This is a genomic window from Corynebacterium sp. KPL1986 (assembly GCF_000477975.1).
Classification (GTDB): domain Bacteria; phylum Actinomycetota; class Actinomycetes; order Mycobacteriales; family Mycobacteriaceae; genus Corynebacterium; species Corynebacterium accolens.
This window is the reverse complement of sequence record NZ_KI515719.1, coordinates 2,092,346-2,105,663: the sequence shown is the minus strand read 5'-3', so window position 1 is coordinate 2,105,663 and position 13,318 is coordinate 2,092,346. Positions and strand designations below refer to the sequence as shown.

The following is a 13,318-nucleotide window of genomic DNA, read 5'->3' as shown; positions in this document are numbered from 1 at the left end:
CTCCTGGCTCCCGGCACACGTCGACGAGTGCGATGTTGTCAATACTTTCGACAGTACGCGATTACACTAAATCATGACCTCCCGCGTCGAGCTCCCTCATTGATTTCCCCACTGTGAAAGGCCTTCATGCCGCACGGTGATGCCACCGCCACCCGCCTGCCGATTCTCTGGCGGGTAGTTCTACCTGCAATCTTGGGTGCCATCGGACTGTTCTATTCCTCTCAGGCGCCGGCTGGTTCGGGAGGTTTCTACGCCGCCACATTCTTCACCGCCGCCATCTGGCTGGGCACATGGTGTTTGTGGGTCGACCGGTCATGCTTCCACGGCCACACACTCAAGGAGCTAGCCCTCGGCGCCGTCATCGGCATTGGGCTTATCGCCTTGTTCATCGTTGGCGCGCTCATGGTCCGCCTCGTCCCCTTTTTGGCGGCCCTGATAAACGATCTACTTGAAGTGCCCCGAGTTTTGTTCCTAGGCATTTGCCTTGTTTTCCATTATTGCCTGTGGCAAGTTCTGCTTCCAAAACTCGGTTTCCACCTCGACCGGGGTTCGGTATCCCAAGCTTTGGTGGAGCCTTACCTCGTTCCACCATGACACCCACTCGAACGTCGCGATTTCTACCTCTACAACGTCATCCCACCTGCGGGTATGGACTAGCTCGTTCTTATGAGGGGCCGTTAACGTTTTCAGCCAGAGCATTATCATAGGAGTCACCAACACTTCCGGTGGAAGCTGTAATGCCGTGCCGGGTAAGTCGCTGGTTGTAGACAACGCTGACGTACTGCGAGCCGTGATCCGAATGGTGAATGAGACCTGTTGTTTCCTCAGCACTCACAATCGCTTGGTTGAGTGCTTGCAGCGGCAAAGCTTCGGTCCGCATCGAATCTGACAGCGCCCACCCGACGATCCGCCGGGAGTAGACGTCGGTGACAAACGCGGTGTAGACGAATCCTTTTCGTGTCCGTACATAGGTAATGTCGGCCACCCACAGCTTGTTCGGGCCCCGGGCTTTGAATTCACGCTCGACCAAGTCCGGGCGCAAATCAGGCACGTTAGCTTTTCGGGTTGTGATTGGTGATCCGCCTTTGCCTTTGCCAGAAACGCCAGCCAGGCGCATCAGCCGGGTAGCGTGTTCACGACCGATATCGATTCCTTCACGGTAAAGCGCATGCCACATTTTCCGCACACCGTAGACACCGTAATTATCCCGATGAACAGCACTAATGCGTTCAACCAGAACAGTATCACGAAGGCGACGAGCACTTAACCCGCGAGCCTTGGACTGGCGATACCCACGCGAGGTGATAAACCCACCAGCCCGGTTATTTTTCAACGTCTTGCAGATGAACTCGGGCAGTGAAACGATTCCGGTTTTCATCGATGAACCGGATCATTTCTTAACGTTTCGGGTCGAGTTCCGACGCGAAAAAAGCCGAGGCAGCCTTCAACAACTCATTAGTATCGCGTAGCTCTTGATTTTCACGACGTAGCCTCGCGTTTTCGGCAGCCACATCTTCAGGCACAGGTTCTGGGGTTCTTCCTGCACGGCGAGCAGGCTTAAGTCCATTGACGAGCTGTGTGCCATGAAACCCCCAGCTTTGGAGCTACTGCCTGGCACGCGGGGTGCATCGACATATTTTCCGCCAAGATGCGGTCCTCCACGAGACGGACCACACGGTCCTTCGCATCCTGGTCAAATTTTCTCGGCATGTTCCAGATTTTCCCATCTACTCAAACGGAACAAAACCTGGGACACTTCAACACCGCGGAACTGAGATTCGCCTACGACCTTGCCGGGCATACAGGTAGCACTCTTGCCGGTGCACCCCGCGGACGAACGCTCGGCGCTGCGCTGGTACAGATCAAAGTGCGACTGCGGCATTGATGGGAACAATTGCTGTTCCAGTCAAGAAAGGAATGAACGTTATAAATTTACGTCTATTCCTGATTAGAAAAGTTCCAACGTCGGTAGAGCGCGTTGAATAGTCTCGCTGCAGAAAAGAACACGATAAAAAGGAAAACCGAAGACAAGCAGAAGATTAAAATTGCTTCCACTAAGGTTCCCTGCTCGCTCTGGAGCAATATAATGGTCACCACGATAGCTCCTAAGAGAGACGCGGTGATTACTTGCTAAAGAGGCCAAGCCCCATTTTTCATCAGTAGCCTACTCAGCTCTTAAGTTATCTGATTCCACCTAATCATAAGCGCTAATACGGCGTTACGAATGGGGTCTTTGCAGCGTTTGCGACGGGCTTGAGTTCAGAGGGTCGTTGCAACATGCCCCGAACTGGGCCATTGGCATCCGTTGTCGACGTGCCTAGGTCATCAATCAGTTTCGCGATTTCTGGGTTAGCAAGCAGCTTCTTTTCAATCGCATCAATCTTGGCCTTATCAGCCGGATCTCGTCTCGCCATAGTAGTCATTCTGGTCCATCTCCTCATGCGGGTTAGGTACCCACACACAAACCATTAGACACTCTCTCCAAGTAGGTTGCAGGGTCGATAGAATGTGGTGCAGCGGTCATCGTCATATGCCGTTCGGTGAGATGTGGTTGTTGAGTCGAAAGTTTCCGACGGTGACCGCCCTACTATTTTCGGGCCCACCATCAGCAAGCGTTACACCACACTAAGGGACGCAACCGCTGGATATCAGGTGTCCACCAAACTGGGGTCAGGTCCAAATGAGATGTTCTATGGGCCTAAATGGCGACATCATGAGGAATTAGAAAAAGCGATTCATAACTATGTCGACTTCTAAAACGAACGAAGAATCAAGCTTGAGTTCGGCAGATTAAGCATCAATCAACGCCGACGCAAGCTGCTACTCTAAATATTCCTAAAAATGTCCGCATCCCCTCTTGCTACTTAACCCCTATCTGCTTCAAATACAAGCAACCCCCGCCTCCTGCAGAGCTTATATGCGGTAGAGGCGGGGGTTGTGTAGAGTCAGTACAGAAACTGAGACGTTGCCTGAACTAGGCGTGCGCCTTAGTTAACTCGGCCGGTTTCCTTGCGGTACTGGCGGTAGTAGCGGCGTCCATAGTGGATGGTGCCGGCGGCTGCGATGGCCACCACAACCAAGGAAATGACGCCGATGGCGATGGTCAGGCCGTAGTTGCCTTCACCTGCGGTGCCCAGCGGGGTGTCCCACACGCCGAGGCCCCAGATGAGGATGCCGGCTGCTGGCAGGCAAGACAGGATCAAGCCCATGCCGACCCACGTGGAGGTGCGGAGAAGGGAAGAGTGAGGAGCTGCGAAGGATACTGGATCGTAGCCTTCGATGTAGTTGTCCTGAATCTTGCCGGAGAACTCCGGATACGTTTCGCTCTGGTAGTCAGCAACTACGTGGGTGTTATCGCTCATGGCGGAGTCTTTCTGTCTTTCTCTCGTTCCTAGTATTCCTACGGAATAACTCTAGCTTAGTCGTCCTTGCCACGGAAAGCAGCACGTGCACGTTCGCGGGTAACGGCAGATACTGCGGTCAGTGGGACGCCCGCCGGGCAGACATCGGCGCACTCACCGTAGAGGGAGCAGTGGCCGAAGTTGGATTCCAAATCAGCAACCATGTTGCGGGCACGGCTGCCGCGCTCTTCCTTACCCAGCGGCATCATGGACAAGTGAACCAGCTTGGCGCCGGTGAACAGGTGTGCCGCACCGTTCGGGCAGGCAGCAACGCAGGCACCGCAACCAATGCAGGCTGCGTGATCCAGCGAGTACTCGGCGGTCTCGTGGTTGATGTGCATGGTGTCAGCATCCGGTGCGGTGCCAGCATCCATGGATACGTAACCGCCCTGCTCCATCACGTGGTCCAGTGCGGAGCGGTCAACCACCATGTCCTTGATGACGGGGTAAGCAGCGGAGCGGAATGGCTCCAACTGGATGGTGTCGCCATCGTTGAAGTTGAACAGACGCTGCTGGCAGGCAGGGGTGTTTTGCCCCGGGCCGTGTGGGCGACCGTTGACGGTCAAACCACAGGTGCCGCAGATACCCTCGCGACAGTCAGAGGCGAAAGCGAAAGGCTCTTCGCCGCGCTCAACGTAGCCTTCGTTGACGTGGTCCAATAGCTCCAGAATGGACATCTGCTCGGAGGCATCATCCACCTGGACGGTTTCGAATTTACCTTCCTGGGTGGGTCCGGCTTGACGCCAGATCTCAAGTGTCAATTTCATTACTTGTAGTTCCTTGTCATCAGCGGGATCGAGTCAAAGTACAGGGGTTCTGCGTGGCGGATGAACTCGTTCTTGTTCTCGCCCGGCTCCCAGGCGGAAACGAAGCACCAGTTCTTATCGTCACGCTCGGCTTCGCCTTCTTCAGAAAGGTGATCTTCGCGGAAGTGAGCGCCACAGGACTCATCGCGGTCGAGGGCATCGATGCACATGAGCTCACCCAGGTCCAGGTAATCGGCAACGCGCAGGCCGTATTCCAGGACTTGGTTCATGTCATTCGCCTCACCAGGGATGCGAACGTTCTTCCAGAAGTCATCGCGCAGGGCGCGGATCTTCTCGATGGTGTCCTTCAGGTCCTCGACGTTACGGGACACACCGCAGCCGAAGTACAGCAGGTCACCCAGCTGGCGGTGGTAGTGGGACGGACCGTGCGGGTCGTCGCCGTGGACCTGCATCAGCTTGTCGATGCGCTCCTGGGACTTCTGCACGGCTTCTTGTGCCTCAGCGGAGTCCTCGGCCAGCTTGTCCTCGTTGAGGTGGTCAGCCAAGTAGTTCGGGATGGTAAACGGCAGGGTGAACCAGCCATCAACGGAAGCCGAAAGCAGGGAGTTAGCGCCCAGGCGGTTAGCACCGTGGTAGGTCCAGGAGCACTCACCGGCGGCGAAGAGGCCGTCAATAGAGGTCATCTCGTTGAAGTCGGTCCACAGGCCGCCCATGGTGAAGTGGCAGGTAGGAGCGATGCGCATGGGGGTCTCGTACGCGGACTCACCAATGGCCTCTTCATACATCTGAATGAGGTTGGAGTAACGCTCGCGGATCTTATCCTTACCCAGACGCTCGATGGCGTCGCGGAAGTCAAGGTAGACCGAGTTCTTCAGCGGTCCAACGCCCAGGCCCTTGTTGATCTGCTGGGAAATTGCACGGGAGGCAACGTCACGGGGAACCAGGTTGCCGAAGGCCGGGTAGCGGCGCTCCAAGAAGTAATCGCGCTCTTCCTCCGGAATGGTGTTCGGGTCGCGGTCATCGCCCTCTTCCTTGGGGGACCAGATGCGGCCGTCGTTACGCAGGGACTCCGACATCAAAATGGTCTTGGACTGCCAATCGGAGTTAACTGGCAGGCCCGTCGGGTGGAACTGCACGAACGCCGGGGAAGCCAGGTAAGCGCCCTTGTCATAAGCGCGCATCATGGCGCTGGCGTTGGAGTTCTTCGCCAGGGTGGACATGTGGTAGACGTTGCCGTAACCACCGGTACCCAGGATGACGGCGTGGCCGGTGAAGGCCTTGAGCTCACCGGTAATCAGGTTGCGGGTGACGATGCCGCCCGCGCGCTTCTTGCCATTGTCATCGTAGGTGATGATGTCCTGCATATCGTTGTGGGCAAAAAGCTCCACATTGCCCAGGCCGATCTGACGGTACAGCGCAGAGGTCGTGGACAGCTGCAGCTGCTGACCTGTTTGACCACGGGTGTAGTAGGTACGGGAGACCTGCACACCACCGAAGGAACGGGTGGCCAGGGTGCCGCCGTACTCACGGGCAAACGGCGCGCCGATGGCGTTCATGTGGTCGATAACGCGAACGGACTCGTTGGCCAAGCGCCAGCAGTCGGACTCGCGGCAGCGGTAGTCGCCGCCCTTCACGGTGTCCTTGGTGTGGCGGTATGCGGAGTCGTTGTCCACCTTCTTGGCGCGGGAGGCGTTGACACCACCCTGCGCAGCAATGGAGTGCGCGCGGCGCGGGGAGTCGTGGTAGGTGAAGACCTTGACGCCGTAGCCCAATTCACCAAGGGCTGCCGCAGCAGCACCCGCGGACAAGCCGGTACCTACAACGAGGACCTCGAACTTGCGGCGGTTCAGTGGGGAGACCAGGTTCATGTGGTCAACGTGGTGAGCCCACATATCCTTCATCGGCACGCCGTGCGGTTCCTGGGATTCCAGGATATTACCAGCGGAGACGCCCTCAACGATGGACTTTGGGTGCGAGAAGTTGGGGTGTTCACGCTTGAGTTCAGTAGTAGTCATGGGTTCCTATCTCCTTTAGCTGACCAAGCCCAGGGCAACGGACAAAGGCATAACGATGTTGCCGATGCATACAACGGCCGGGATGATGTAGGCCAAGACCAAGAAGGTCTGACGCCATTTTGCACCGGTGATACCCAGGTCAGATGCGGCGAGGCGGATGCCGTGGGTCAGGTGCAGGAAGAGGCAGCACATTGCCAGCACGTAGAAGATGGTGACCGGCCAACGGCTAAAGGTTTCGATCATATTGGCCTTAACAGAGCCTTCAACGAATCCCTCTGGGGCCATCGGCTGTACGCCCATGGTGAGGTCCAGCAAGTGGAAGATGATGAAGAGCAGCAGCACGATACCAGTTACCAGCATGGACTTGGTGGCGAAGGAATCCAGGCCACCCATCAGGTTGGTGCGCTTGAACTTGCCGCGGGATGCCTTGGAGCGGGAAGCCAAGGTAAAGGCACCGTAGATGTGGGCAAGGATTGCCACGATCAGCACGATGCGGATGATCCACAGGGCAGAGCCGTGCGGCAGCAGCGGTTCACCCATAGAGCGCAGGAACTCGCCGTACTCATCCAGGGCGGGCTCACCGTTGTGTGCCGGCATGTACAGCTTCAGGTTGCCGGCCATGTGGCCGACGACGAAAAGCGCAAAGAGCAAACCGGTAACGGCCATGATGAGCTTCAGTACCCACGATGGCGTTCCGGGCTGCTGACGAATTGGTTCATTAGTGATGTGGCCGTGAGCGATTGCCTCACGGTCCGGATTTCTTAAAGTCATGACACCTCCATAGTCGTACTTACCTTAACTGGGCTTAACCGCTGGTTACTAGTTATTTTCGAGCGGCCAATTGCTCCTGGTTCGCAAGCGCGACGAGGCGGTGAGATCTTTTAGGTAAGGGTAGCCTGAGAACAAGAATGTGAAAACGCTGTTACCTTGGGTACCTTCATTTCCGCAATGCAGATGTTTCATATTTGTAGCCCAAACTGTGAGCTTCGCCACTCCATGTTGCGCAAGTGATTAGTCCACCCCTTTATGTGTCAAACTTTCGCATGAAACCCCACAAACAGCGTGTCCAGGTAGCGAAGAGTCTTCACAAAATTTTCGCCATAAAGATGCACAGCCGCGCTCGCTACTAGTAACCTTTGGCGCATGAGTAAGACGTATGTGGGCTCTCGCCTTCGCCAGCTTCGCCGTGAACGCGATCTCAGCCAAGCCTCCCTAGCTGGCACCCTCGGCCTTTCCGCCAGTTACGTCAACCAGATTGAGCACGATGTCCGCCCGCTCACCGTGCCGGTGCTGCTGCGCATTACCGAGGTCTTTGGCGTCGACGCCACGTTTTTCTCCCGCGATGATGACTCCCGTCTCCTCGCGGAGATCCAGGACGTCATCCAAGACAAGGAGCTCTGCCCCTCCCCGGTGGAGCTTCAGGAGCTATCGGAGCTGGTATATAACCACCCCACCGTCGCCCGCACGCTTGTCGATGTACACCGCCGCTACCGCAACGTGCGCGATAAGCTCTCGCTGGCCACGGATACGAGGCGGACATCGGAAAGCGCAGCTGCCCTATCCATGCCGCACGATGAGGTGCGCGACTTCTTTTATGCCCGGCAAAATTACCTGGACGGACTGGACCATCATGCGGAGGCGCTTGCCGATGACCTCCGGGTCACCCAATTCGGCATTCGCGATGCCGAGCAGGCGCTGGCGAACCGGCTGCGCGAGGAACACGGCGTAGATATCGAGTTGACGGCGCAGATGGATGGCACGCTGCACCGCTTTGACCGCGAGAGCGGGCAGTTCACGCTCGCCTCGCGCCTGAGCGAGGGCCAACGCGCCTTCCGCATGGCCGCCGAGCTTGGCCTGCTCGAGGCCCAGGACCAGATCTCCGCGCTCGTGGCCGATGAGCCCTTTACCTCTGATTCCTCCCGCAGCTTGGCCAAACGCGGCCTAGCCAGCTACTTCGCCGCCGCCACGCTCATGCCCTATGCCATGATGCACAGCGAGGCCGAGCGCGCCGGCTACGACGTGGAGTACCTATGCCAAGTCTTCGGCGTGGGATACGAGACGGTCGCCTCCCGGCTTTCCACCCTGCAGCGCGATAATCTGCGCGGCGTTCCGTTTACCTTCGTGCGCGTGGATCGCGCCGGCAATATGTCCAAGCGGCAATCCGCCACCGGCGTGCACTTTTCCAATAACGGCGGCACCTGCCCGCTGTGGAATGTCTACGAGACCTTCACCCGTCCAGGTGTCATCTCGCGCCAGCTCGCGCAGATGCCCGATGGCCGCAACTACCTGTGGATTTCCCGGGCCGTGCAGCACCACCAAGGACGCTACGGCGATACCAATAAGCTCTTCGCCATTGGCCTGGGCTGCGAGGCCCGCCACGCCGATCGCACGGTCTATGCGGAGGGCCTCGACCTCACCAATCTCCACGCCGCCACGCCCATCGGACCTGGCTGCCGTACTTGCGCGCGCGAAAACTGCTCGCAGCGCGCTTTCCCGCCCATCAACGAGGCGATCGATATCGATATCCACCGCTCGGCGGTCGCGCCTTACTAGCTGGGCTTTAGCCGCACACAGCGAAACGGCACCGCGGTCCTCCTTTCTGGAGAACGCTGCGGTGCCGTTATGCGGTATAGGGAACGCTTGTTTAGAGGTTGATCATGTGGCCGCTGATGCCCTCGGCGGCTTCCTTCATAGCCTCAGACAAGGTCGGGTGGGTGTGTACGTTGCGGCCGATTTCCTCAGTGGTCAGGTCGAAACGCTGAGCCAAGGTCAACTCGGGCAAGAGCTCCGAAACGTTGGAACCCACCATGTGTCCACCGATGAGCTCGCCGAATTCGCCGTCAGCAATAAGTTTGACAAAGCCGGCGGTCTCATTCAGGCCGGCTGCCTTACCGTTTGCGGAGAACGGGAAGGTAGCAACCTTGATGTCCTTATCAGGGAACTTCTCCTTGGCTGCCTCTTCGGTGTAGCCAAAGGAAGCGACCTGCGGGTTGCAGAAGGTAGCGCGCGGCATGTTGTTGTAGTCACCCAAGAGCTGAGTTTCTGCATCAGCAATGGTTTCTGCCGCTACAACACCCTGTGCCTCTGCCACGTGTGCGAGCTGCAGCTTCGCAGTGACGTCACCGATGGCGTAAATGTGGTCAACGTTGGTGCGCATGCGGTCATCGATGTCGATGGCACCGCGCTCAGTCAGCTCAACGCCGGTGTTCTCAAGGCCAAAGCCCTCAACGCGCGGAGCGAAGCCGATGGAGATCATGGCGCGATCCACGGTCAGGGTGTCCTGCTTGGAACCATCCTTGGATTCGACCTCAACGGTGACATCGTCGCCGTTGTCCTTCACAGAGGTGGTCTTGTAACCCGTCAGGAGCTTAACGCCAAGCTTCTTGTACTGCTTAGCAATCTCCTTGGATACGTCCTTGTCCTCATTCGGCAGGACGCGGTCCATAAACTCCACGATGGTAACGTCCACACCGTAGTTGGCCAGCACATAAGCAAACTCCATGCCGATGGCGCCGGCGCCCACGATGACCATGGACTTCGGTGCTTCCTCGTTCAGGATCTGCTCTTCATAGGAGACGATATTGCCGCCGAGCTCAACGCCAGGCAGGGACTTGACCACGGAACCGGTAGCGATGATGCAGTCATCAAAGGTAACGGTCTTACCTTCGTCATCGCCCTCAGTAATCTCAATGGTCTTATCGTCCTTGAAGGAACCCAGACCGTTAATCTCGGTGATCTTGTTCTTCTTCATCAGGTAGTGAACGCCCTTGACGATGCCCGAAGAAACCTTGCGGGAACGCTTGTGGGCCACACCGAAATCAAAGGAAACATCGCCGGAGATGCCAAAAGCCTTCGCCTCGTGGTTGAAGGTGTGGGCAACCTCTGCATTCTTCAGCAGCGACTTGGAGGGAATACAGCCTACGTTGAGGCAGACTCCGCCCCAGTACTGCTTTTCAATAACAGCGACTTTCTTTCCAAGCTGAGCTGCGCGGATGGCGGCAACGTAGCCGCCAGGGCCCGCACCGAGTACTACTACGTCATAATGTTCGTTAGTCACGCCCTACAGGATACGTAACTTTCTCCTCATTGTCGCGTAATTGGTCACACTTGGGGGCACCCCACCCCATGCGGCGGTGAGAAGAAGGAAAGGGCCCTGCAAAGGGGGCATCGGCAAGCAGCAGATGCACCCCCGCAGGACCCTTGAGGCTTCGCAGGTTTAGATCAGGTGAAAGGAAACCAGCAGCTTGGAGTAGGCCTCCAACGCGGAGTGGATGAAGGGGCCGAGGAATTCGTTGATGGAAACGAGGACGGTATCGAAAACGTTCATTGAGGTTCTTTCTTTTGTTGGAGCGCACGTGCACAATCGCACTGCTTAGCTTTTCACACTAAAAGCACTAACGCAGCCATTTCTGCTGGCGTTACAGCTGCGCCGCGACTTCTTGGGAGATTATGACACACAAACCTCTATTGTCACAGTGTTTGTTATTATTAACAAAGGTACAGGCGTATAGAGCACCGCTTACCCCCGCTCATGCCCCAAATCGGCCTAGGTCTTTACCGGCGGGCATTTATTGGGCACTATAAATGGCGATATCTATATGGCTAAACACTGAATATACTTCCTCAATATGCCGATTTTTCGCGGCCGAAGTATAGTTATCGAGTCCACTCCCTACAGGAAAGAAGCACCATGAAGCGTCTCAATTCTGTCCTCGCGGCAGCTGCGGTTTGCACGGGCTTGGCTTATGCCCCCGTGGCAGGCGCGGCCGAGCTGACCCCGCAGCAGGTGGCGGGCGATGCCGCACAGTCCACGATTTCCCCGCTGGAGCCTACCCCGGAAATCGAGGGTAAGTCCTGGTACAAGAAGTACAAGGATGATGCGCGCGTTGAAAAGCTCGAGGCAACCTCGCCGGCGATGAACGGCCGGAAGATTCCTTTGGCCGTCGTCCGCGCCCAGCATGAAAACCGCCCGACCGTGTACCTGCTCAACGGTGCAGGCGGCGCGGAACAGGACATGGATTGGCTGAAGCTTTCTGATGCCGTTGACTTCTACCACTCGAAGGACGTCAACGTCGTTGTCCCACAGGCCGGCGCTTTCTCCTACTACACCGACTGGATCTCTGAGCCGAATTCGGGCTTCCTCCAGGGGCCACAGAAGTGGGAGACCTTCTTGACCAAGGAGCTGCCGGGGGCCATCGAGAAGCACATCAATGCCGATAACCACCGCGCCATCGCGGGCATGTCCATGTCCGCCACCTCCTCCCTGCTGCTGGCGCAGCACAACCAGGGCTTCTACGACGCCGTTGGTTCCTTTGCTGGTTGCGCGGCTACCGCGTACCCCATTGAGCGCCAGGGCGTAGAGCTGACCGTTGGTCGCGGCGGCGGCAGCGTGGACCAGATGTGGGGCCCGCTGGGTTCTCCCACCAACCGCTATAACGACGCCATGATGAATGCCGAGAAGCTGCACGGCACCGAGCTGTACGTGTCCTCTGGCTCTGGTCTGGCTAGCGAGGAAGACACATTCTCCTACATCCAGTCCAAGGGCTACAACCCGCTCCAGGCAGCGCAGGGCTCCGCTACCCTGCAGGTTGAAGGCGGCGCCATCGAGGCCGGGGTGAACTACTGCACCCACAACTTCAAGGCCAAGCTTGACCAGGCTGGCGTGCCAGCAACCTTTAACTTCCGCAATACCGGAACCCACTCGTGGCCACACTGGAACCAGGATCTGAAGGATTCCTGGCCAGTATTCGAGCGGGGCTTCAATAGCTAAATTTAGGCTGCGCGCAACGGGCGGTAGGGTGCAATTATGACATTGCTTCCTACCGCCTTTTCGCGTGCGCATACTGATCCTTATACTGGCGTGGACTTCAACCTCGGATTTGAAGTTACCCACTACACGCTGGACTTGAACTATCGCGTGGAGCCTAACCTGCTGCAGGGCGAGGCCATTTTGAGCGTGCGCGCGGTGGAGGAACTGACCTCCTTAACCTTAGATCTTGGCGGGGCGATGGTGGCGCGGCGCGTGACCGCCAAGCACGCGCCTCGGGTGGCTAAGTTCCGCCAATCTTCCGGGAAGCTGCGCCTGCGTTTTGCCTCCGAAATCCCTGCCGGAACCGAGTTTGAGCTGCACATTCGCTACGGCGGGAGCCCGCGCCCCATCCGCACCACATGGGGTGAAATTGGCTGGGAGGAAACCGAATCCGGCTCGTTGGTGGCCAGCCAGCCCAATGGCGCGCCCAGCTGGTTCCCGTGCGATGACACGCCTTCTGAAAAGGCGACGTATGACATCATCATCACCGCCGATAGCCCCTTTACCGTCATTTCCAATGGCGAATTGGTCTCCCGCAAGGCCGGCGGTTCCACCACCCGGTGGCACTACCGCACGCGCCACCCCATGGCCACATACCTGGCAACGGTACAGGTAGGCGAGTTTTCTTCGTATTCGCTGGGGGCTAATACCCAGGCGTGGGCCCCGGCGTTCTTGCGCGAGCGCGTACGCGAAGAGTTTTCCCGGCAGCAGGAGATGGTGGATTTCTTCTCCTCTATCTACGGGCCTTATCCGTTCCCCGCCTATCAGGTCATCATTACCGAGGATGAGCTGGAGATTCCCCTCGAGGCCCAAGGCTTGTCCATTTTCGGTTCCAACCATGTGAAGGGCGATCACGCCTTCGAGCGGCTCATCGCGCACGAGCTTTCCCACCAGTGGTTCGGCAATTCCGTCGGCCTTTCTGCGTGGACGGATATTTGGCTCAATGAGGGTTTTGCCTGCTACAGCGAGTGGTTGTGGGGTGAGCACAAGGGTGCGTCCTCCGCGCGCGAGGCGGCGCGCTCGCATTACCAAGTTCTGATGCGCAAGCGCCAAGACATCAAGGTTTCTGATCCCGGCGCGCGCGATATGTTCGATGACCGCGTGTACAAGCGCGGGGCCCTCGCGGTACACGCCATTCACCGGCTGCTTGGCGATGCCTTCTTCCCCACCCTCACCTCCTATCTCACCCAGCATCAGCACTCCGTGGTCGAGCCCGCAGATCTTCTCTCGGCCTTCCGGGAGGCTGCGCCGGACGCTGCTCTTTTCGATGCCACCGTTGCCTCATGGCTCGATGAAACAGCGTTGCCTAAGTTTCCGGATTAGTGG

Annotated in this window: 10 protein-coding genes and 3 pseudogenes; 4 read left to right on the top strand and 9 right to left on the bottom strand. The window is 57.6% G+C overall.

Annotation, left to right across the window (positions count from 1 at the left end; translation table 11 throughout):
* Positions 1-126 precede the first annotated feature (126 nt).
* Positions 127-594, top strand: coding sequence for a hypothetical protein (locus HMPREF1287_RS12910; protein ID WP_023016623.1), 468 nt, complete (start codon positions 127-129; stop codon positions 592-594).
* Here the strand turns inward: HMPREF1287_RS12910 and HMPREF1287_RS12905 are convergent.
* The 8 genes and pseudogenes from HMPREF1287_RS12905 to HMPREF1287_RS09655 all read right to left on the bottom strand — a co-directional run.
* Positions 595-699: pseudogene (locus HMPREF1287_RS12905) on the bottom strand (hypothetical protein); the annotation flags it as partial.
* On the bottom strand, positions 665-1,378 hold the full coding sequence (locus HMPREF1287_RS12900) for an IS3 family transposase (protein ID WP_369707493.1): 714 nt from the start codon (positions 1,376-1,378) through the stop codon (positions 665-667). The gene HMPREF1287_RS12900 and the pseudogene HMPREF1287_RS12905, both read right to left, overlap by 35 nt.
* Positions 1,379-1,557: 179 nt before the next feature.
* A pseudogene (locus HMPREF1287_RS12895) lies at positions 1,558-1,756 on the bottom strand (hypothetical protein).
* Between the two features lie 514 nt (positions 1,757-2,270).
* A pseudogene (locus HMPREF1287_RS09675) lies at positions 2,271-2,423 on the bottom strand (IS256 family transposase); the annotation flags it as partial.
* Between the two features lie 564 nt (positions 2,424-2,987).
* Positions 2,988-3,362, bottom strand: a complete 375-nt coding sequence (locus HMPREF1287_RS09670; protein WP_005276566.1) for a hypothetical protein — start codon at positions 3,360-3,362, stop codon at positions 2,988-2,990.
* Positions 3,363-3,418: 56 nt separating this feature from the next.
* A complete protein-coding gene (locus HMPREF1287_RS09665; RefSeq protein WP_005276565.1) occupies positions 3,419-4,168 on the bottom strand; it encodes a succinate dehydrogenase/fumarate reductase iron-sulfur subunit in 750 nt (249 codons plus the stop codon).
* On the bottom strand, positions 4,168-6,183 hold the full coding sequence (locus HMPREF1287_RS09660) for a fumarate reductase/succinate dehydrogenase flavoprotein subunit (protein WP_023016618.1): 2,016 nt from the start codon (positions 6,181-6,183) through the stop codon (positions 4,168-4,170). Before HMPREF1287_RS09660 ends, HMPREF1287_RS09665 begins: the two co-directional genes overlap by 1 nt.
* A gap of 15 nt (positions 6,184-6,198) precedes the next feature.
* Positions 6,199-6,954 carry a succinate dehydrogenase cytochrome b subunit gene (locus HMPREF1287_RS09655; RefSeq protein WP_023016617.1) on the bottom strand — a complete coding sequence of 252 codons (756 nt, stop codon included), beginning with the start codon at positions 6,952-6,954 and terminating at the stop codon, positions 6,199-6,201.
* A 372-nt stretch (positions 6,955-7,326) separates the two neighbouring features.
* Between HMPREF1287_RS09655 and ramB the strand changes: the two genes are divergently transcribed.
* The gene (gene ramB / locus HMPREF1287_RS09650) at positions 7,327-8,736 is read left to right on the top strand and encodes an acetate metabolism transcriptional regulator RamB (RefSeq protein ID WP_023016616.1); all 1,410 of its coding nucleotides are present in this window, start codon (positions 7,327-7,329) and stop codon (positions 8,734-8,736) included.
* Between the two features lie 91 nt (positions 8,737-8,827).
* On the opposite strand, the gene lpdA is transcribed toward ramB, so the two are convergent.
* Complete coding sequence (gene lpdA, locus HMPREF1287_RS09645; RefSeq protein WP_005276561.1) at positions 8,828-10,240, bottom strand: dihydrolipoyl dehydrogenase; 1,413 nt, start codon at positions 10,238-10,240, stop codon at positions 8,828-8,830.
* A gap of 633 nt (positions 10,241-10,873) precedes the next feature.
* Between lpdA and HMPREF1287_RS09640 the strand changes: the two genes are divergently transcribed.
* Complete coding sequence (locus HMPREF1287_RS09640; RefSeq protein ID WP_005276560.1) at positions 10,874-11,953, top strand: alpha/beta hydrolase family protein; 1,080 nt, start codon at positions 10,874-10,876, stop codon at positions 11,951-11,953.
* Positions 11,954-11,989: 36 nt separating this feature from the next.
* The gene (locus HMPREF1287_RS09635; RefSeq protein WP_023016614.1) at positions 11,990-13,315 is read left to right on the top strand and encodes a M1 family metallopeptidase; all 1,326 of its coding nucleotides are present in this window, start codon (positions 11,990-11,992) and stop codon (positions 13,313-13,315) included.
* Positions 13,316-13,318: the final 3 nt, after the last annotated feature.